Raw genomic sequence first — 20,914 nt, forward strand, 5'->3', positions numbered from 1 at the left:
TTTTATGTGTTTAATTCAAGCCACGCTTAATTAACAAATATTTCGGATCTGGATCCGCTCCTCTGAATGTTTTGTACATCTGAGCAGGATCTCCTGTACCACCTTTTTCTAAGATATTACGACGGAATGAATCTGCTGTTGGCTGATCATACAATGACTTTTCTTTAAAAGCTGCAAAAGCATCCGAATCCAATACTTCGGACCAGATATACGCATAATATCCTGCAGAATATCCTCCCTCAAAAATATGTTTAAAATAAGTACTTCTATAACGCGGAATAATAGCATCAATCAAACCTATTTTCTTCATTGATTCCTTTTCAAAGGCATTGATATTACCTTTTATAGGAGTAGTCGCAGCATGATAATTCATATCTAATAAAGAAGCTGCCAAATACTCTACAGTCGCGAAACCTTGATTAAACGTACCTGCTTTCTCCATTTTAGCAATTAAAGAATCTGGAATTGCTTCTTTAGTTTTATAATGCTTAGCATATTCTTTCAATACCGCGGCGTCTGCTGCCCAGTTTTCCATAATCTGAGATGGAAGCTCTACAAAATCTCTAGAAACAGATGTTCCGGCTAAGCTTTTATATTTTACATTTGATAATAAACCATGTAAGGCATGTCCAAATTCATGAAACAAAGTACTCGCTTCATCAAAAGTTAATAATGCCGGTTGGTCACCAACAGGTTTTGTGAAATTACAAACGATCGAGATTACAGGTGCATTACGTTTTCCCTCTTTCTTACTTTGATTACGGTAAGATGTCATCCAAGCACCGCTACTTTTCGAAGCGCGAGGAAAGAAATCGGCATATAATAATCCTAAGTGAGAGCCATCTTTGTCCTTAACTTCATATACCTCAACATCCTTATGGTATACTGGCACATTATTTAAAGCAACAAAAGTTAATCCATATAATTTATTAGCGACAGCAAATGCGCCTTCTCTCACAGTCGGTAAACTAAAGTACGGTTTGATTTCATCCTCGTTTAATGCAAATCTATTCTTACGGATAATTTCAGTATAGTAACTCCAGTCATAAGGCGCTACTTCAAAATTTCCACCTTCAGCTTTAATTTCTTTATTAATATCAGTCGCTTCGCCTTTTGCTTTATTAAGAGCAGGTGTCCATAGTTTGTTTAATAATGCATATACATTAGTAGGATTTTTGGCCATTGACTCTTCCAATACATAAGCTGCGTATGACGGATATCCTAGTAACTTAGCTTTTTCTAAACGTAGGTTAGCTATTTTTCTAAGGACTTCCTTATTATCATTTGCGTTATCGTTATTACCACGCATTTGATATGCTTCCCAAATTTGCTTTCTTAAATCTCTGTTTTTAGCATATTGCAAGAATGGCATAACAGAAGGATTCTGCAAAGTAAATAACCATTTCCCATCTTTTCCTTTAGCTTTTGCTTCTTCCGCGGCCGCAGATTTCAATGATTCTGGTAAACCATCTAATTGGTTTGCACTATCAATAATCAATTCAAATGCGTTAGTTTCGGCCAATACATTCTGTCCAAAATCAACAGTTAACCCTGCTAATTCGGAATTGATTTTTTTAATTTAGTTTTATCACCATCTTTTAAATTTGCCCCTGAACGCACAAAATTCTTATAAGTATCCTCTAATAGTTTAAGATCCTCAGCATCCAATCCCAATGATGATTTCTTATCCCAAACTGTTTTAATACGATTGAATAATTTGCTATTCATTGAGATCTCATCGTAATGACCCGTTAATATAGGAGCCATTTCTTTATCTAATGCATTAATACTATCATTTGTATTAGCCTTGCTTAAATTATCAAATACACGCGAAACGTTACCTAGTAAACTTCCTGCATTTTCGATTGCTAAAATTGTATTCTCAAAAGTAGGTTCTTCTGTATTATTTACAATTGTATCAATTTCTAAATTATGAACTTTAATAGCTTCTTCATAAGCTGGTTTGAAATGTTCGTCTTTGATTTTATCAAATGGAGGAACATTAAATGGAGTATCATATGCTAATAATAGCGGATTATCTGTCATTTGTTTCTTTTCCTCGCAACCAACAAAGGCAGTTGCCACAATTAAAAAAAATGGCAAAAGTCGTTTTTTCTTCATTATATATCTTTTTATTCTCGCAATAATTTGGGCAAAGTTACAAATATTTGTGTAAGTAATACTTTTTAGAAAGATCAAAATAAGTATTGTATATTTATCACAATATTGTAATAACCAGAAAAGTACTGAAACTATTTTATAATTTTGTTGTCTCATAGCATAAATCTTCATTAATGAATAATATCAATCATTTTTTCTTGTACTGCGCAGGTGTACATGAAGAGACATTAAAAAAATATCCGCAAGAACATAATAAGTATGTGGCTATTGGTGCTACCATTTTCTTCACGGGTCTTTTTGCCTCCCTTTCTGGTGGCTATGCTATGTATTTTGTTTTTAGTGGAACCTATCTGGATTGGCTTTTAGCGATTGTATTTGGTATCATATGGGGTCTAATGATCTTCAATATGGACCGTTATATTGTATTGAGTATTAATAAATCGAAAACAGGTGGCTTTCAATTCTTACAGGCTTTACCACGGATATTACTTGCCATATTAATTGGTATCGTTATTTCAAGACCTTTAGAGCTTAAAATTTTCGACAAAGAAATAAGAGAAAATTTAAAGACAACCTATATTGCCAATGAACGAGCTAAGATAGACAGTCTAAATATTATTTTTAACAAAAAATATACGTTTGACCTCACTCAACTTAAATCACTTACCACAGAAAGAGATTCCCTTGATGCAAGAATCAAAGCCGATCGACAAAAGCTCAACTTTGAAATCTTCGGTAATAAAACAACCGAAACATCTGGTGTAGTAGGATACGGACCATATGCAAAACGAAAAGAACTTGAATTAGAAAAATCAACAGTATATCTTGACAGTTTACGTAGCTCAATTATAGCTAAAGAGCGCTTAATACTTGACAAACAAAAAGCGGAAGGTATATTAAATCAAAAAGGGCTTTCAAATGCCAGTTTGGATAGCGCTGTTAATCTGGCTGGATTTGCTGACCGAAATTCAGCCCTTGGAAACCTTAAGTTTAAAGCTAACGGACAAGTGGATGAAGCAACTGCAAATGCGGTTACTTTCATCGGATTACTTTTTATTTTCCTTGAGTGTTTACCGGTATTCGTTAAGCTTCTTTCAGGAAGAGATGCTTATGATAAGGCGATCTACAATCAACGCATAATCGATGAATATGAATCGGATGCTTATACCGTTACGGAGAAAGCTGCTATAGACCATTTAAAAGATGCTTCTATCGATATATCGATCAATAAAAGACTTAAGAAAATGAACGAAGAAATAGAAGAAGAGGTTTAATCCTCTTCTTCTATTTCTTCATCCAAATATTTGGAATCAATTTGCTTATTTGCCTTAGCACCTAATTTCTTCAGATTCTCCACGCGCTTAATCACATTACCAGCGCCGAAAGATAGTTTTTTAGAAGCATCTTCATGGCTTTTCAATGCTTTTTGCAATTGTGCCTGTACTTGATCCATATCTGTTAAAAATCCGTGGAATTTGTCATAAAGTGCTCCGGCTTCCTTGGCAATTTCAATAACATTACGTGTCTGTCTTTCTTGTTTCCAGATACTAGCTATGGTACGTAAGGTTGCTAAAAGCGTAGATGGGCTTACAATTACGACCTTTCTATCCCATGCATCACTAAAAAGATCTGGTTTTTCGGAAACCGACATACTCAAAGCAGATTCTATCGGCATAAAGAGTAAGACAAAATCTGGAGATTCAATACCATACAATTCATGATAATTTTTTGCAGAAAGGTCTTTGACATGATTTTCCACAGATAAAATATGCTGTCTTGCAAAAACAGCACGATCGATATCATCTTCTGCATTTACCCAACGCTCGTAAGCTATCAAAGAAACTTTCGAATCGACAATCAGATGTTTATTTTCGGGCAAATCAATAATGGCATCGGGTTGCATTCGTCTCCCATCAATATCTGTAAATGATGCCTGCAATCTAAATTCACGATCCTTCACAAGCCCCGAGCGTTCCAGAACACGTTCTAAGATTACCTCGCCCCAATTTCCCTGTTTCTTTGCGTCACCTTTAAGAGCTCGCGTCAAGTTGGTCGCTTCATCCTTAATCCGCAAACTTTGCTCCATCAGCTGTTGCACCACACCTTTCAAAGAGTTTCTTTCTGCGGCTTCCTGCGAATAAGTTTTATCCACTTTCTCTTCAAAAAGTTTGATTTTTTCTTTTAAAGGATCTAAGATCAATCCAATGGACTTCGAATTGGTTTCTGTAAATCGAAGTGTCTTTTCTTCTAAAATTTTATTGGCAATGACCTGAAACTCGGTATTAAATTGGCTTTTAATAGCAGCAATCTCCACTTTCTGCTCCTGAAACTTATCTTGCTGCGCCTCATAAAAAGAACGCGTGCTCTCTAAAGAACGTTCAACGATCAGTACATGCTCCCGTTCTTTTTCCAGTTCATCACGCAACATCGCCCGCTCTTGCAATAAACTCTGTTCACGTTGCTGCACTTTTGCCAGTTCTATTGCCATTAATTCCTTCTCCTGTCTCCACTGATTATCATCTTGATGTGAATCCTTCTTTTTCAAAGAAATTACAATTAGAACAACTAATAAAATGATAACGATAATAATATACACTGTTTCCATAAATTCACTTAACTAAATAAAAAATGGTCTTTTCAGACCATTAAAACTACTGTAACTTTTGATGAGTTCGCCACCAAAGGTCAGGCATTTCACCTGTAACAGCCATCTGATAGTCCTCATATCGACAAGGAACCAAATGATACCTTTCATTAACAGAACGTGACCCAAAATATGGAACTTGCATCCACCAGCGATCTGATTTTTTACTTTTAACAAATACCAATTCATGTTCCTCATTTTCCAGGGTCGTTCTATAGATAATATAAGACGATTTTGGTAATAAAGGGGTATCCTGCTTACGGTTATAAAAGCCATCTATAAAGCACCAGATCATCTGGGATACCAACATGGCTGTTTGCTGCATGGGATCATAAGATGGGTTAAATTCATAGAACCCGATTGAAGAACATTTATCTGACATCCCTGCGTAACGTGCAATCTGGCAGGCTTCATCGCCAAATAAACCATTTGGCATTGCATTCGCATTGCCCGAAGCTTCAGAAGCACGGATAGCTCCAATATCAAAACTAACCATATCAGCGGCTCGCACCAGCGGTTCAGATTGATCCATTCGACCGGCTATTGCACCGAGCCTAGTAGCATTGAAGAATAACTTATCGTACATATTCAACGATTCTTTACTTACCAAATAGGTCTGATATGCAATATTATTTAAATTAAATAAGTAATCGGGTTCGTGCAGAATAATATGGTTCAAATATGATCTTGAATCCAGTGCAACCTGTTCACCACTTTCCTGGTTCAGATCAAATCGACCATCTATTACGGCCACTTCCACCTTTTGCCCCAGATTTTGATAGCCTAAGTATTGTGCATAGGTCAGATCCTGACCACCACCAATTATTATGGGAACGATATCATCGGCTAATAATTCTTCCACAACTGCTCTAAGTGCTGCGTAAGTATCTTTTATCGTTGCCCCCTCTTTAATATTACCGAGATCAACAGCGTTGATTGCATAATCCCCTTGGTAAAGCTGATACAAATGTTTTCTTATCGCATCAGGAGATTTTGCACAGCCCTGATTATTAACAGCAGCACGATCTTCTTCTACGCCAATTATAGCCAATTGTGGCTTATCGTCTTTATCCCAAGTCGGAAATTGATTGTCATAAAAACGAACAACATTGCCAAGTTGCGAACGAAAAAATCCTTCTTCAGGAAATAGCTTTTGGGTAACAATCGGACTAAAAAAAACGGATAATGACATATGATGAATTTGTGTTGACGGTAATCAAAAATTAAAACCTTGCCTTAGACAAATATCCATTTATTAACTTACTTTTGAAAACATTATTTTTAACGTTATCTTTAACATGTGATATTAATAACAGGAGGAACCGGATTTTTAGGGGCTACATTGATCAAGCAATTGATCGATTTAGGAATTGATGTGATAGCTACGAAACGCTCAAACTCGATAATTCCAGAACAGCTATTATCATCGTCTTTAATCCAATGGATTGACGCTGATATTTGTAACTACTTTGATCTTGAAGAAGCATTCCAAAATATCACTGAGGTGTACCACTGTGCCGCTGTCGTATCTTACCAAAAACAAGATGCGGTGAACATGAAAAAAGTAAATGTTGAAGGGACCGCTTATGTTGTCAACCTTTGTCTAGCACATCAGGCCAGACTTGTTCATGTCAGTTCTGTTGCTGCATTAGGATCCAGTAAAAATCAAGCTCCTGTTAGTGAAAAAGACTATTGGGAATATGAGTCTTCGTTATCCAACTACGCAATTTCAAAATATGAAAGTGAAATGGAAGTTTGGAGAGGTATTGCGGAAGGTTTAAATGCTGTTATCGTAAATCCATCTGTTATCATTGGAGCTTCCTCTGGTGCAAAAGGTTCCGGTGCAATATTTTCATTAATCAATAAAGGATTAAAATACTACCCAACAGGTACTGTTGGTGTGGTTGATGTTGAAGATGTGGCTTCCATTATGCGCAATCTAATGGCACTAAAAAATATTTCAGGAGAGCGTTTTATTATCAACAATGTGAACCTCAGCAATAAGGAACTACTGGAGAAGGCAAGTGCCTTGATGGGTAAAGCAGCTCCTAAAATAGCAATCCCTCCTGCTGTACTGATGATCGCAGCTACGCTAGCGACTGCAGTTGCATCGATAAAAAAGGAAAAATCGACCCTTACAAAAGATAGTGCTAGGGCTTCTAGCGAGAAGCTAGCCTATACAGATGCAAAATTACAACAGGCATTAGCTTTTGAATATAAACCTTTAGAAACGACCTTAAAAGAGATAGCTGTACGCTATAACTGACAATAAATAATCTAATCCTAAACTCAAACTAAACCGTGAAAAATTATTACATCATTGATTTTGACAGTACCTTTACGCAAGTAGAGGCTTTGGACGAATTAGCAAAAATTTCGCTAGAACATCATCCTGACAGGGAAAAGATATATCTTGAAATTGAACGCTACACCAATCTTGCAATGGAGGGTAAACTTTCATTTCGTGAAGCATTAGCTGGTCGTGTCCAATTACTACAAGCAAATAAAAGTCATCTCGACAAACTTATTACACACCTGAAAAAGAAAGTCTCTACTTCATTCTCAAGAAATAGAGAGTTTTTTAAAAAAAATTCGGACACCGCTTGGATTGTATCTGGAGGATTTAAAGAGTTCATTACGCCAGTTGTTATTCCTTATAATATCAAAAAGGAAAATATCTACGCGAACACCTTTATATTTGATGAGCATGATAATATCATCGGATTTGACGAATCAAATCCTTTATCGGATGAAGGCGGTAAAGTAAAATTACTACAGGAATTAAAAATAGATGGTACTATTTACGGCATCGGTGATGGGTATTCTGATTTTCAATTAAAAGAATCCGGGCTTATTGAGAAATTCTTTGCATTTACTGAAAATATTTCCAGAAAAACTGTCACTGAAAAAGCGGATTTTATTACACCTAGTTTTGATGAATTTCTATATGTCAATAATTTACCCCGCGCTATTTCCTACCCTAAAAATCGGATTCTTTGTCTGATCGTCGGAGAGGTTCCTGAAATTGCTTCTCATATATTAAAAAGAGATGGATTTTCTGTGCGCACAAAAGACACTTTTGAAGAAAAGTATACAAAAGACGTCGGCATGCTTTTACTTGGAAAAGATATCTCTGTTTCTGAAGATCAATTATCCCGTGCCGATAAGCTCAAAACGATTGGCGTTTTAGGTGATGCAAAAAATCATCTTAACAAAGATATTTGCAATGCAAAAGGCATTGTTGTTTTTGATGACAAAAAAGACAAAAAGAGAAACGCCGAATTTATTCCGAGAAGAATGGCCGACTTCATTAATAATGGAGATACCTACATGAGTCGCAATTTTCCAAATCTATTGCTTCCTAAAGTAAAAGATGTTACACGTTTACTTCATATCCATAAAAATGTACCTGGTATCATGGCGCAGATTAATCTTGTCTATGCTCAAAATGATATCAATATCATTTCTCAATTTCTGATGACTAAGGCTGATATAGGTTATGCTGTCACGGATATCAAAGGTGAATATGACCGGGATTTAATCAAACAACTTAAAAAAGTTCAGAATACCATAAAATTTCGAATTTTATATTAAAATAAAAGCGGGAACTTATACTTCCCGCTTTTATTTTAATAATAATATATTGTTTTTGGTGTCACACAGACATCCAAAGGAATATCGTGCGGATCGATATCCTCGATTATCGCTATAGGTTCAAAAAATGAAAGACCGACCTTTTTAACATCAGGTCTGCATAAAGATAAAAAGCGATCGTAATAACCTTTTCCATATCCAATCCGATTCCCAGCCTTATCTGAAATTAATAAGGGAACCATTACCATGTCAATACTCTTTTCGTCAACATAAACTCCTTCTACCGGTTCGAGTATGCCCCATTGATTATGAGCTAATGCCAACTTATCATCATAAAGATAATGACTCATCACATTAGACTGTAAATTCGATTTGGAGATAACAATTTGAATCTCCGGAAACTTTTCCTGCAAATATGAAATGAGTAGCAGCGTATTAGGTTCATGAAATTTCAGTATTGGCAAAAAGACATGACAAAATTTCACGTTTTGCCATTCCAAACGCTTTAAATTTTCTAACAGACCCAAATTTAGATCAATCTCTTCAGACGGAGCTAATTGCGATCTTAAATGCCGATAATATGTCCTGAGTTCATTTTTGGTCATCATAATAGAAAAAAAACGGCCTTGCAGCTGGGTGCTAACAAGACCGAATAATCAACCTAAACCTAAATCTTAATATTATTTAACACGCTCGATGTAATCACCTGTTTGCGTATCAATTCTTACTTTATCTCCTTGATTAATAAAAAGAGGTACTTTAATTTCAACTCCAGTTTCCACTGTTGCATTTTTTAATGCATTTGTTGAAGTATCTCCCTTTACTGCAGGCTCTGTGTACGTTATTTCTAATTCAACACTTTTAGGAGCATGCGCCATAATTGCTTCATCACTTTCAAATGCTACAATTACGTTCATACCCTCTTTCAAGAATCGTGCCGAAGTTCCAAACAAGAACTTAGGGATATTAAACTGTTCGTAAGTGGTATTGTCCATTACAACGAAAAAGTCTCCCTCCTCATATAAATATTGATAATCGTTTGTTTCAACACGAGCAATCTCAACACTTTCGTCAACTCGAAAACGGTATTCTACTAATTTACCAGTTTTCACATTACGCATTCTCGCTTGATAGAAAGCACGTAAATTACCTGGTGTACGATGTATAAATTCCTCAACAGCGACTAACTCACCGTTGAATCTTAAAACATTTCCTGACTTAACGTCTGATGCTTTTGCCATGATTTAAACTTTTATAATTATTTTCTGAGTCACAAAACTACAAAATCTAATCTTTTAATAAAAATCTAATAATTATCAACTTTTATAATCGGAAATAGACAGTGTCTGGTCACAAAAATTATATTCCTTCTCTTGGTTGGAGCAAATGATAAACAATCGATCTGCACGCTTTGTTTTATCAACCAATTCTAAGTACCATCCTTCACCAGCGGTATCCAAATTACTAGTTGGTTCATCCAATAACACGAAAGCAGAATCACTGCAACAAGCTAAAGCCAATTTGACACGTTGCTTCATTCCAGATGAAAAAATTTCAGTTCTTTGTCTATTGCATTTTCCAGACCTAATAAGTGTACAACCTCAGGTTCACTATATCCGCTTAGATAATTCTTAAATTTAAAATGAAATTGTATTTGCTCTCGTAACGTAAATTCTTCTATTAATTCTACATAGGGCGTAGCGAGCGAAAGATATTGAAAAACAGACTCAACATCCACTGCTTTATCATTCATTTCATAATAAATACTTCCAGCAGAAGGCACTAAACTTCCCGAAAGCACTTTTAACAAAGTGGACTTTCCTGAACCATTAGGTCCAAGTATGGCGTATGACTTTCCGGATTCAAACTCATATGTAATATGTTTAAAAATCCATTCCCGATTATAACGCCGACCTACATCTGTTAAAATAATTTTCAAATGATCTAAAATTAGACAGCCCTTTGATTAAATCCTTTAATAACACCTCGATTAGAGTTGCGGATAAAACCTAATATCTCGTCACGAATTTCAGTTGCCTGAAATTCAGCCTCAATGATCGCCGCCGCTTTTGTTAAATTTCTATTTTGAACAAATAGAACACGATAAATATTTTGAATTTCAGCAATCTGCTCTTCTGAGAAGCCTCTTCTCCTTAATCCAACAGAATTTATACCTGCATAAGAAATAGGCTCACGTGCCGCTTTGATAAACGGAGGTACATCTTTTCTTACTAATGTACCACCTGTCACGAAAGCATGCGATCCAATGGTACAGAATTGATGAACTGCTACCATACCTGCCAAAACTACATAATCTCCTACGGTAATATGTCCCGCTAGTGTACTGCTATTTGAAAATATGCAGTAATCACCGATTGTACAATCGTGTGCAATATGACTATACGCCTGAATAAGGCAATTTTTTCCAATTACTGTTTTAAATTTATCTTTTGTTCCTCTATTGATAGTAACGCATTCGCGAATAGTAGTATTATCCCCAATTTCAGCAGTTGTAATTTCACCGTCGAACTTCAAATCTTGAGGTTCACCTGAAATAACTGCTCCTGGATAAATTTTACAATTTTTACCAATACGTGCCCCATCCATAATTGTCACATTGGAACCGATCCACGTTCCCTCCCCAATAACTACATCCCTATGGATAGTAGCAAATGGTTCTACAACAACATTTTGAGCAATCTTTGCTTCTGGATGTATATAAGCTAACGGCTGTATCATCTCTACTATTATTTTACTTTCACAATCTGAGCCATTAACTCAGCTTCGCAAACAACTTTTTCACCTACCATAGCTACACCTTTCATTTTAGCAATGCCTCTGCGGATAGGTTCCGTCAAATCGCATCTAAAAATAATCGTGTCACCTGGACTTACCTGCACTTTAAATCGTGCGTTTTCAATTTTTAAAAATAACGTCAACCAGTTCTCCGGGTCAGGAACAGTATTCAATACTAGAATCCCGCCTGTCTGTGCCATCGCTTCAATTTGCAATACCCCAGGGAAAATTGGCGCCCCAGGAAAATGCCCCATGAACAAGTCTTCATTCATTGTAACATTTTTCAGGCCAACTACATGATTTTCTGTTAATTCTAATATTTTATCAACCATTAACATCGGTTGACGGTGAGGTAAAATCTTCATAATCTGCACTGTATCATATACAGGAGTCATATTTGGATCGTACACCTTAATCTTTTTTGTATTTTTATCCTTGCGGATTTGCTCTTTGATTTTCTTTGCAAAAGCAACGTTAGCGGCGTGACCAGGTCTTGCTGCCATAACATGTCCTTTCAATGGTCGACCAACTAAAGCGAGGTCACCGACCATATCTAATAACTTATGACGAGCGGGCTCATTCTGATGACGAAGCTGAATATTGCTCAAGATACCTTCTTTTGCAACAGTAACATCATCACGGTTGAACAAATGTGATAATTTCTTCAATTCCTCAGGAGATGTTTCTTTATCAACGATAACGATCGCATTGCTTAAATCGCCACCTTTGATCAAACCATTATCAACCAACATTTCTAATTCATGTAAAAAACAGAAGTTCTTGACGAAGATATTTCTTTTGAAAAATCTTCAATGGTATTAATAGCAGCATGCTGACTTCCTAATACAGGCGAATTAAAATCAATCATACACGTTAAACGGTAACCATCTAATGGCATTGCCATAATTTCTACCTTACGTTCAGATTCTATATAATGTATGGCATGCTGAATTTCAAAATAATCACGATCAGCTTCTAACTCTTCGAAACCAGCTTCCTCAAATTTATCAATAAATATGGCTGAACTACCATCTAAAATAGGTACTTCGGGTCCATCAATTTCAATTAATACGTTATCAATCTGTAAACCTACCAGAGCAGCCATTAAGTGTTCAATAGTACTCACACTTGCCCCATTTTGAGAAATCGTTGTACCTCTCGATGTATCTGTGACATTATCAGCATCAACCAGTATTTCTGGCTGACCTTCTAAATCAATTCTTTTAAACTTATACCAATGATTTTCAGGAGCTTGCTTTATTGTCATAGATACAGTTTTACCTGTATGTAAACCGACTCCAGATATGACCACATCTTGCTTGATGGTTCTTTGTTTTACATTCATTTCTAACATATATTTAATCAAAAACGACCAAAAGGTTCTTTTAAGATTTCAAATTTTCCTTTAATAATCGCTCCAACTCCCTGACACGTTTTTCAAGATCAGGTAATTTCGCATAAATGACTTGCGATCTCATATTGGATTGAAAACCCAATACAGGGCTCCCCGCCCACTTTTTATTCGCTTCGGTAATCGATCTATTGATTCCGGCTTGAGCCTGTACCTGACTTTTGTCAGCAACAGTAATATGGCCTACAATACCAACCTGGCCACCCAAAATTACGTTTTCACCGATCTTACTACTTCCAGAAACACCCGTTTGAGCGGCAATTACAGTATTCTTTCCTAATTCTACATTATGGGCTATTTGAATCAAGTTGTCCAGTTTAACACCTTTATGTAATATAGTAGATCCCATAGTAGCACGGTCAATAACCGTATTGGCACCAATTTCGATATCGTCTTCAATAATCACGTTACCAATTTGAGGAACCTTAGCATAGGTACCATCATCCTGCGGAGCAAATCCAAAACCATCAGAACCAATTACAGTTCCAGAATGCACAGTAACATTATTTCCCAGCACACAATCTTGGTATATCTTAACGCCAGGAAATAAGGTCGTATTGTCACCGATAATCACATTATCACCAATATAAACCTGCGGGTAAATTTTAACATTTTTACCGATTTTTCCACCTTTGCCAATATAGACAAAAGCTCCGATATAACCATCCTCACCGATGGTAGTAGTATCATGTATATATGACGGTTCTTCTCTGCCTTTTCTATCCAGGCGAACTTCATTATAGATGTTCAATAATGTAGAAAATGCCGTATAAGCATTTTTTACGCGGATCAACGTTAAAGTTGATTTGGGGGCTGATAATAATTGTTGATCTTCATTAACAATTACAATAGAGGCATTAGTCTCATATAAAAATTGCTCATATTTAGGGTTCGATAGAAATGAAAGATCCCCTAAAGAAGCTTCTTCTATTTTCGCTAAATTTGAAACTTCTACATCAGGATTCCCCTCTATCGATCCATTTAATAAGGATGCTATTTGTTGAGCAGTAAATTGCATGCTACAAAGCTATGTTTTTTTATTATATTTTAATTATTTTTTAGCTGGAATTGCTATATATCCAAGCTCTTTGGGATAACACAGTACAAACTTCTGCACTTTTTTTGCTAACGCCTCTAAATTCGATAAATCTGATGCTTCAGCAATATCGCTAATCTCACCAGTCTTCATCAATATCTTAATCGGGTCATTGTGGCTATCATAAGCACTGTTCTGAATCTCCTGGGTGAAAACGTAATATTGCAATTCGTCATCACTTACCTGAAAATATTCTTTAACGCGACGATAAACCTCATCCATCAATTCTTTTGAGAAAGGCATATTACTCATAATGGTCCGATACAATTCACGGCTCATCAATTTCTGACACATCATACGCAATATAGAATCTTCATGATGGGCCCAGGTCTTAATAGCAGACATAATATCAGTATCATCCAAAAGTGTAAACCAGTCCAAGTGTAAAGCATCTTCTAAAAAATTGTTCTTATCAATTTTTGAGTCAAAAACCAGTTAAATGCTGGTGTCGCAAACAATGTGTTGCCACTACTTGCTAATTGCTTTGCCCGTTGCAGTATTTTGATTAATAACTGTTCTGCGCCCACTACGGTTTTATGGAGATATACCTGCCAGTACATTAATCGACGCGCTATTAAAAACTTTTCAACCGAGTAAATTCCTTTTTCTTCTATAACGATCTGATCATCAACCACAGCTAACATAGCTATAATTCGATCATATGAAATAACGCCTTCTGATACTCCTGTGAAAAAGCTGTCTCTATTTAGATAATCCATTCTGTCAGCATCCAATTGACTGGAAACTAACTGATGGAAAATTTCGGTGATATTTATTATTAAAAATAGTAATGGCCAGATCAAGCTTTCCTCCGAACTCATTATTGATACGGTCCATTAAAAGAGAAGATAGTAATTCATGCGAAACCCCATCTATAATCGTATGTTCTAAAGAATGAGAAAAGGGGCCATGGCCAATATCATGCAGCAAAATAGCCGCAAGTGCCGCCTCTTTCTCTTCCTCACTGATATCAACACCTTTACCTTTTAGCGTATCAATCGCCAACGACATCAAGTGCATAGCTCCTATCGCATGTTGAAAGCGGGTATGCAGCGCTCCAGGATACACCAAATGTGTCATACTGACTTGCTTAATATAGCGAAGTCGTTGCAGATAAGGATGCTGTATAAGCTCAAAAATCAATCCCGATGGAATGGAAACAAATCCATAGACAGGATCATTTAATATTTTTTTCTTATTCAATTTATGAATGCATTTCTTCTAACATATAGCGCCAAAACAATAGCTAACTTTAATTGTTCATCAAATGAGTTAAAGATGAGCCAGTTTATTTTCCTGTCCTAGGAGTTAAATTATAAATACAAATATAATTAGTTTAAGTGGTTAACAAGTGTTAAAAATAATAGGTAAAGCTCCTTTTTTATTTAAGTTCGTATAGTTTAAATGAAAATATCAAAAAAAAGTGATTATTACTCCAGCTACCTAAACACTAAAACAATTGGAATTTAATCGATTTTGATTATAGCAAATATTACAATATGCAAAAAACACATATACTTTGGGCTGATGATGAAATTGATTTTTTAAAACCTCATATACTCTTATTAGAAGAAAGAGGCTATAAAGTCAAAACAGTAAATAATGGAAATGATGCGGTGGATGCTTTTAAAGAAGGTGTTTTCGACCTAGTATTTTTAGATGAAAATATGCCGGGTTTAACAGGTTTAGAGACATTAGCAATCTTAAAATCCATTAATCCTACCGTACCTACTGTACTGGTCACAAAAAATGAAGAAGAACATGTCATGGAGGATGCCATAGGCTCTAAAATTGACGATTATCTTATAAAACCCGTTAACCCGAAGCAAATTCTCCTGACTATCAAAAAACTGACGGAAAACAAGAGACTTGTTAACGAGAAAACATCGATGGCATATCAACAGGACTTTAGAAACCTTGGTATGGTATTAAATGATGATCTGAATTATCAACAATGGTCCGAGGCATATAAAAAGCTGATCTATTGGGAGCTTTCGCTCGAGAAACTTGAAGATGCGGGCATGCATGAAATCTTGACAATGCAAAAATCGGAAGCAAATGTTCAATTCTGCAAATTTATCGAAAAGAACTACTTGAATTGGATGAAAGCTCCAGATCAAGCTCCAATACTTTCGCATCAATTATTTAAGAAAAAGGTATTTCCGCAATTAACGGAAGATAAACCTACATTTTTCTTTTTAATTGACAATTTGCGTTACGATCAATGGAAAGTGATCAACGAAGTAATCACCGATTATTTTAGACTAGAGGAAGAAGATACTTACTACAGTATTTTACCGACCGCGACTCAATATGCCCGAAATGCGATTTTCAGTGGACTGACGCCTTTAGAAATGGAAAAGCGATTTCCAAAAATGTGGCAGAACGATGAAGATGAAGGTGGTAAAAATTTATATGAAGACAAATTTTTAGAAGACCAAATCCAGCGTGTCTACCGGAAGCCTATAAAACACTCCTATACAAAGGTCTTAACCTTAGATCAGGGGAAAGATGTCGTGGACAATCTGAGCAATTTAATCCAGAACAATCTGAATATATTAGTCTACAACTTTGTCGATATGCTTTCGCATGCAAGAACAGATATGGCTATGATTCGCGAATTGGCAAACAATGAAGCGGCTTACCGTTCTTTAACCCTTTCATGGTTTGAACACTCGCCCTTATTTGAAGCCTTGAAATGGCTGTCCCAGCGTAATGTTCGAGTGATCATCACAACAGATCATGGAACAATTAAAGTAAAAAAACCGAGCAAGATTGTTGGTGACCGTAATACAAATACCAATTTACGCTATAAACAGGGTAAGAATCTAAATTTTATTGACAAGGACGTGTTCTTAATTAAGAATCCACATGACGCTCAATTACCAAAGTTGCACATGAGCTCCTGCTTTGTCTTTGCAAAAGAGGATTCATACTTTGTATACCCAAACAATTACAATCAATTTGTCAATTATTTTAATGAAACTTTTCAGCATGGGGGTATTTCATTGGAAGAAATGATTATTCCTTTCGCTACTTATACTTCCAAATAAGTAATTTTGCAGCATGATAATCGAAGTCAATCAACTTTCAGAATTAGATCATGCTGCAGAACTACTTTTAAAGTCTTTTCCTGATGATCGTGTATTTCTCTTTTACGGTCATATGGGTGCGGGAAAAACAACCTTTATAAAAGCACTTTGCAAAGCTTTGCAAGTACAAGACAACACCTCAAGTCCCACATTTTCAATTGTAAATGAATATAGCACACCACAGGGCACAATTTTTCATTTCGACTTTTACAGAATAAAAGAAGAAGAAGAGGCCTATGACTTTGGCTATGAGGATTATTTTTATTCTGGAAATTATTGTTTTATCGAATGGCCGAATAAAATCCCAAACTTACTGCCTGATGATGCAAAAACAATTGAAATTGAGATTACATCACCTACAAGTCGAAAAATAATTATAAAATAGTTGCGCCCCATGCAACCTTTCCTAAATATCTTACGTCTTCCTAATATAAACTGATTAAATTTTGGAAAACGTAAGTATAGATTCAACATGGAAAAAATGTCTCACTGGAGATAGAAAAGCTCAGTACCATCTATATCAATTTTTTTCTAAAAAAATGTTTGTTGTTTGCTTACGCTATGCAAAAGACAGCGTAGAAGCGGAGGATATACTGCAAATCGGATTTGTAAAAGTCTTCACTAAAGGACACCTGTTTTCAGAAAATGGGTCTCTCGAAGGCTGGATACGAAGAATTATGGTCAATACGGCTATTGAAATACAGCGAAAAAACAAAATTGTTTATGTAGAGTCTCTCGATAACGACATTATCCATGAAATTCCGAATAACAACGCTACCGATCAGATACATTACAAAGATTTAATGTCAATCGTTCATCAATTACCCATTGGTTACCGTACAGTCTTTAATCTCTATGCTGTAGAAGGCTATACACACAAAGAAATTGCCGAAATGCTCAACATAAGTGAGGGAAATTCAAAATCACAGTTATCAAGAGCAAGGCAGTGGCTGAAAACAAGATTATTAAAAATTGAGGCATTTACGTTATGAAAAATGAAGAAATCGACAAATTATTCCGCGATCATATTGACAAACTTGATATACAGCCTAGCGCTGATATCTGGAATAAAATAGAAGCGGATCTTGATGAACAGAAAATTGTACCAATCAAGAAAAAAATAAAGTGGTTAAAACCGCTTGTTAGCATCGCCGCGACCCTCATTTGTATTGGGATTTTTAGTCTATTGGTCATGAAGCAGTCAGCAAGCATCGTGGAAACCACAAACATTGTTAATCGGAAAAAAGATACAGCTACCCAAAAAGAACAAAAGAATGTAGTAGAAGATTTGATAGAAACTAATGAAGAGCCTGTCCGATTTGCCGTCAAAACTGTACCCGAAAAAACTCAGGATACGCAAACTGATTATCAAATAAAATCAATGCCACCGAAAATTGCACAGATCAATGAAGCGGTAGCGCTTAAAAAACTAAAAATAACAGCAGAACAACCGATGCTAGTAGTTGTGGATTCACAAGCACAAATAGCACATGCAATGGAATACATCCCGATCAAACCCATTATTGAAAACCCGGACGAAGAAGAAAGTATGATGGCTTCAACCAGCGAAAGCAAACAGAATGTTGTTACTAAGGTGCTCAACATTTTGAGCAAAACCATCAATCAAGGGAATGGTTCAGAAGTTCAGTTCAGCAATGATGACGAGGGAACATTACAGATTGATCTACTTAATAGTCTCGTTAAAAATAAAAAAAGAAAAAAGTAAAACCTAAATAAACTCTTTCCATATGAAAAAATATTTTCTATCGTTCGCAATCATCGGTATCTTAACATCCTGCCTTCTAGTAAAAGCATATGCACAACAGGACAGCACTAAAAAAATTAATATTTCAACAAGCATTTTAGGCAAAGAAGACAGTGATAAAATTGATGACAAAAACACACCTGCTGTTTCAAAATATCCAAAAATATTTGGTGGCATCACTTTTTCTCGCATAGATTGGGGATTTTCAAGGTTAATTAATGATGGTAGCTTTACATTAAATGAGAATAACGAATTTTTAGAATATAAAAAAGCTTCAAACTTTGGTTTCGATATTGCTCAATTTGGTCTTAGGTTCAATGATCGATTCAAAACGTATATATCGACAGGTTTTGAATGGAACTATCTGAGGTTGAAACATAATGTTTTGCTGGATCAGGACGCTACTCCTTTGGACTATTCCTACCCGGATGACATCACTTACAAGAAGAATGTATTTACATCAACCTACCTACGTGTTCCGTTAACATTTGAGTTCAGAAGTAAAAGGTTTAAAAATGGTGAGCGTGCGAAACTTGCTGTCGGCGCAATGACCGGAATTTTAATAAAAGGTAGTCAACGTTTAAAAAGTAATGAACAAGGCAGCCAAAAATTTAAAGATAATTACAATTTGGCCAGCTTCCAGTATGGTGCCTTTGCGCGGCTTGGATATGATTCAATGGGCGTTTTTGTCAAATATTATTTCAATGATATGTTCGAAAATAGTCCTGATCAACAGGGTTTAAATAATTTTACTTTTGGCCTGACGCTAGGTTTTTAGGGTAGAATAATATTAAAATGCTTAATTTTAAGCCGAATTATAACATTCGGCTTTTTTATTTTGCAAAATATGTCACAATCTTCTTGTCAGTATGTTCCCTTTGATAAAGAGGTCCTTGGACTTCCTTACATCCATCTTGAAAATCTTAGTTTTTCATTTTTAGAAAATTCGGAAAGTTTAGCCGTACAGCAAGCAAATATAGGAATCCAAGAAGGTAAAATCACGGCTATTATCGGAGAATCCGGCAGTGGGAAAAGCACATTACTTCGTCTCATCTATGGTCTATTAGAGCCATTAACCGGTGAAGTTCGTTACAAAGGCTGGTTAGTTCCAACAAGAAAAGATAAACTAATCCCAGGGCATCAAGAGATGAAGCTGGTTTCCCAGGGTTTTGATGACTTAAACACATTTGCCAATGTTTGGGATAATGTCGCTTCCCAATTGCCAAATACAAATATCGAAGCCAAACAAACAAAAACTGCTGCAATCCTAAAAAGACTGCGGATTGATCATCTTGCAAAGAAAAGAATTGCTGACATCAGCGGTGGAGAAAAACAACGTGTTGCGATCTGCAGAGCATTGGTAAATGATCCACAAGTACTATTGATGGACGAACCCTTCAATCAGGTTGATGCCTCTTTCCGAGACACATTGCAACAAGACATCAAACAAATTGTGGTCGAGACAGGCCTTACGATCATACTTGTTTCCCATGATCCGACAGAAGTATTGGCACTGGCCGACGATCTTATTGTAATGAAAGATGGTAAGATATTGGATCAAGGCCATCCACGGGAACTTTACGAAAGACCAACTAATCCATACACAGCACTTTTATTAGCTAAAAGCAATATTCTGAGTAGCACAGATGCGAAATTGCTTCAAATCCAAAGTGATACAACCATCATCATTCATCAAGAATGGGTATCTATAACGGCATCGGAGACAACGCATGATTTCACATTAACCGATATCCGCTTTAGAGGTTTTTATTATGAATTAGTAATTACAAATCATGCCTTACAACTACATGCCATCAGTACGACTCCGGTCTCAATCCAAATAGGACAACCTGTAGCCGTTAAGATCGCGCAATATATCAGTCTTTAAGTAAAAGACGATCAATAAGAGCAATTAATTGATCAAACTCTTTTTTCTCATACCCAAGGGACTGGTAAATAACATTGCCCTGGGCATCGAGTACGACATTGCGTGGAATACCTTGGTCTGCAAATAAACCGAATACATTTCTTTTCAAGTCCGGATAAAATGGTAGGGAATATTTGTGTTCAGCAACAAAGGGATCAATTTTATTCCAATCCTGCTCACGCGCCAGTACCATTAATTCAAATTTGGGGTTATCTTTATATTTTTCCCATATTTCCTTCTGCAAGCGAGGCAATTCCTCTCGACATGGAGGGCACCAGGTTGCGAAGAAATTAAGCAACACCACTTTTCCTTTCAAATCGGTACTAGCAATAGAAGTTCCATCTTTCTTGGGAACTACAAATGCGGGACTTGCTGCATTAAGAGGCACTTTCCATCCTCCATCAGAAGTTTGTGCTTCGGCTATTAAAAATAAAAAACTAAAAATAAGTCCTAAAATATGTTTCATTT

General features: G+C 36.1%; 23 protein-coding genes and 1 pseudogene. 9 read left to right on the top strand and 15 right to left on the bottom strand.

The window, feature by feature from the left end:
• Positions 1-10: 10 nt before the first annotated feature.
• Entirely contained in the window at positions 11-1,522 is a 1,512-nt protein-coding gene (locus L950_RS11835; RefSeq protein ID WP_021191856.1) for a M3 family metallopeptidase, read from the bottom strand.
• A gap of 32 nt (positions 1,523-1,554) precedes the next feature.
• Positions 1,555-2,277 (bottom strand): hypothetical protein, encoded by a 723-nt coding sequence (locus L950_RS32975; protein ID WP_231577177.1) that lies wholly within the window; start codon positions 2,275-2,277, stop codon positions 1,555-1,557.
• A gap of 17 nt (positions 2,278-2,294) precedes the next feature.
• On the opposite strand from L950_RS32975, the gene L950_RS11840 reads away from it, so the two are divergent.
• Positions 2,295-3,395 carry a DUF4407 domain-containing protein gene (locus tag L950_RS11840; protein ID WP_021191858.1) on the top strand — a complete coding sequence of 367 codons (1,101 nt, stop codon included), beginning with the start codon at positions 2,295-2,297 and terminating at the stop codon, positions 3,393-3,395.
• Here L950_RS11840 and rmuC read toward each other — a convergent pair.
• Together rmuC and L950_RS11850 are read right to left on the bottom strand one after the other, a co-directional pair.
• The gene (gene rmuC, locus L950_RS11845) at positions 3,392-4,726 is read right to left on the bottom strand and encodes a DNA recombination protein RmuC (RefSeq protein WP_021191859.1); all 1,335 of its coding nucleotides are present in this window, start codon (positions 4,724-4,726) and stop codon (positions 3,392-3,394) included. The genes L950_RS11840 and rmuC overlap by 4 nt on opposite strands.
• Positions 4,727-4,772: 46 nt before the next feature.
• Complete coding sequence (locus tag L950_RS11850) at positions 4,773-5,957, bottom strand: formimidoylglutamase (protein WP_021191860.1); 1,185 nt, start codon at positions 5,955-5,957, stop codon at positions 4,773-4,775.
• Positions 5,958-6,065: 108 nt separating this feature from the next.
• On the opposite strand from L950_RS11850, the gene L950_RS11855 reads away from it, so the two are divergent.
• Positions 6,066-7,031: an NAD-dependent epimerase/dehydratase family protein gene (locus L950_RS11855; protein ID WP_021191861.1), complete on the top strand. Its 966-nt coding sequence runs from the start codon at positions 6,066-6,068 to the stop codon at positions 7,029-7,031.
• Positions 7,032-7,066: 35 nt separating this feature from the next.
• Positions 7,067-8,359, top strand: coding sequence for an HAD-IB family phosphatase (locus L950_RS11860; RefSeq protein ID WP_021191862.1), 1,293 nt, complete (start codon positions 7,067-7,069; stop codon positions 8,357-8,359).
• A 35-nt stretch (positions 8,360-8,394) separates the two neighbouring features.
• On the opposite strand, the gene L950_RS11865 is transcribed toward L950_RS11860, so the two are convergent.
• The 10 genes and pseudogenes from L950_RS11865 to L950_RS36470 form a co-directional block, all read right to left on the bottom strand.
• Positions 8,395-8,967 (bottom strand): 5-formyltetrahydrofolate cyclo-ligase, encoded by a 573-nt coding sequence (locus tag L950_RS11865; RefSeq protein ID WP_021191863.1) that lies wholly within the window; start codon positions 8,965-8,967, stop codon positions 8,395-8,397.
• 72 nt (positions 8,968-9,039) lie between these two features.
• The gene (efp, locus tag L950_RS11870; RefSeq protein WP_021191864.1) at positions 9,040-9,600 is read right to left on the bottom strand and encodes an elongation factor P; all 561 of its coding nucleotides are present in this window, start codon (positions 9,598-9,600) and stop codon (positions 9,040-9,042) included.
• 75 nt (positions 9,601-9,675) lie between these two features.
• Positions 9,676-9,897 (bottom strand): ABC transporter ATP-binding protein, encoded by a 222-nt coding sequence (locus tag L950_RS36455; RefSeq protein WP_316930614.1) that lies wholly within the window; start codon positions 9,895-9,897, stop codon positions 9,676-9,678.
• Positions 9,894-10,298 (bottom strand): ATP-binding cassette domain-containing protein, encoded by a 405-nt coding sequence (locus tag L950_RS11875; protein ID WP_316930615.1) that lies wholly within the window; start codon positions 10,296-10,298, stop codon positions 9,894-9,896. The genes L950_RS36455 and L950_RS11875 overlap by 4 nt, the downstream gene beginning before the upstream one ends.
• Positions 10,299-10,309: 11 nt before the next feature.
• On the bottom strand, positions 10,310-11,098 hold the full coding sequence (gene lpxA / locus L950_RS11880; protein ID WP_021191865.1) for an acyl-ACP--UDP-N-acetylglucosamine O-acyltransferase: 789 nt from the start codon (positions 11,096-11,098) through the stop codon (positions 10,310-10,312).
• An 8-nt stretch (positions 11,099-11,106) separates the two neighbouring features.
• Positions 11,107-12,500 (bottom strand): annotated as a pseudogene (locus L950_RS11885) (bifunctional UDP-3-O-[3-hydroxymyristoyl] N-acetylglucosamine deacetylase/3-hydroxyacyl-ACP dehydratase).
• A 40-nt stretch (positions 12,501-12,540) separates the two neighbouring features.
• Positions 12,541-13,584, bottom strand: a complete 1,044-nt coding sequence (lpxD, locus tag L950_RS11890; RefSeq protein WP_021191866.1) for a UDP-3-O-(3-hydroxymyristoyl)glucosamine N-acyltransferase — start codon at positions 13,582-13,584, stop codon at positions 12,541-12,543.
• A gap of 33 nt (positions 13,585-13,617) precedes the next feature.
• On the bottom strand, positions 13,618-14,043 hold the full coding sequence (locus tag L950_RS36460) for a hypothetical protein (RefSeq protein WP_316930616.1): 426 nt from the start codon (positions 14,041-14,043) through the stop codon (positions 13,618-13,620).
• A gap of 14 nt (positions 14,044-14,057) precedes the next feature.
• Positions 14,058-14,381: a hypothetical protein gene (locus L950_RS36465; RefSeq protein ID WP_316930617.1), complete on the bottom strand. Its 324-nt coding sequence runs from the start codon at positions 14,379-14,381 to the stop codon at positions 14,058-14,060.
• Positions 14,382-14,385: 4 nt separating this feature from the next.
• Positions 14,386-14,865, bottom strand: a complete 480-nt coding sequence (locus tag L950_RS36470) for an HD domain-containing protein (protein ID WP_316930618.1) — start codon at positions 14,863-14,865, stop codon at positions 14,386-14,388.
• Positions 14,866-15,161: 296 nt separating this feature from the next.
• Here L950_RS36470 and L950_RS11900 point away from each other — a divergent pair, with 296 nt between their 5' ends.
• The 6 genes from L950_RS11900 to L950_RS11925 all read left to right on the top strand — a co-directional run bounded on the left by L950_RS11900 (position 15,162) and on the right by L950_RS11925 (position 20,407).
• The gene (locus tag L950_RS11900) at positions 15,162-16,715 is read left to right on the top strand and encodes a bifunctional response regulator/alkaline phosphatase family protein (protein WP_021191867.1); all 1,554 of its coding nucleotides are present in this window, start codon (positions 15,162-15,164) and stop codon (positions 16,713-16,715) included.
• Positions 16,716-16,728: 13 nt separating this feature from the next.
• Entirely contained in the window at positions 16,729-17,139 is a 411-nt protein-coding gene (gene tsaE, locus L950_RS11905; protein WP_021191868.1) for a tRNA (adenosine(37)-N6)-threonylcarbamoyltransferase complex ATPase subunit type 1 TsaE, read from the top strand.
• A 154-nt stretch (positions 17,140-17,293) separates the two neighbouring features.
• Positions 17,294-17,746: a sigma-70 family RNA polymerase sigma factor gene (locus tag L950_RS11910; RefSeq protein WP_231577178.1), complete on the top strand. Its 453-nt coding sequence runs from the start codon at positions 17,294-17,296 to the stop codon at positions 17,744-17,746.
• Entirely contained in the window at positions 17,743-18,480 is a 738-nt protein-coding gene (locus tag L950_RS11915; protein ID WP_021191870.1) for a hypothetical protein, read from the top strand. The genes L950_RS11910 and L950_RS11915 overlap by 4 nt, the downstream gene beginning before the upstream one ends.
• Positions 18,481-18,502: 22 nt before the next feature.
• On the top strand, positions 18,503-19,297 hold the full coding sequence (locus tag L950_RS11920; protein WP_021191871.1) for an outer membrane beta-barrel protein: 795 nt from the start codon (positions 18,503-18,505) through the stop codon (positions 19,295-19,297).
• Between the two features lie 69 nt (positions 19,298-19,366).
• Positions 19,367-20,407 carry an ABC transporter ATP-binding protein gene (locus L950_RS11925; RefSeq protein WP_021191872.1) on the top strand — a complete coding sequence of 347 codons (1,041 nt, stop codon included), beginning with the start codon at positions 19,367-19,369 and terminating at the stop codon, positions 20,405-20,407.
• Here the strand turns inward: L950_RS11925 and L950_RS11930 are convergent.
• On the bottom strand, positions 20,397-20,912 hold the full coding sequence (locus tag L950_RS11930) for a TlpA family protein disulfide reductase (RefSeq protein WP_021191873.1): 516 nt from the start codon (positions 20,910-20,912) through the stop codon (positions 20,397-20,399). The genes L950_RS11925 and L950_RS11930 overlap by 11 nt on opposite strands.
• Positions 20,913-20,914: the final 2 nt, after the last annotated feature.

This window comes from Sphingobacterium sp. IITKGP-BTPF85 (genome assembly GCF_001006065.1).
In the GTDB taxonomy this organism is placed as follows: Bacteria; Bacteroidota; Bacteroidia; order Sphingobacteriales; family Sphingobacteriaceae; genus Sphingobacterium; species Sphingobacterium anhuiense.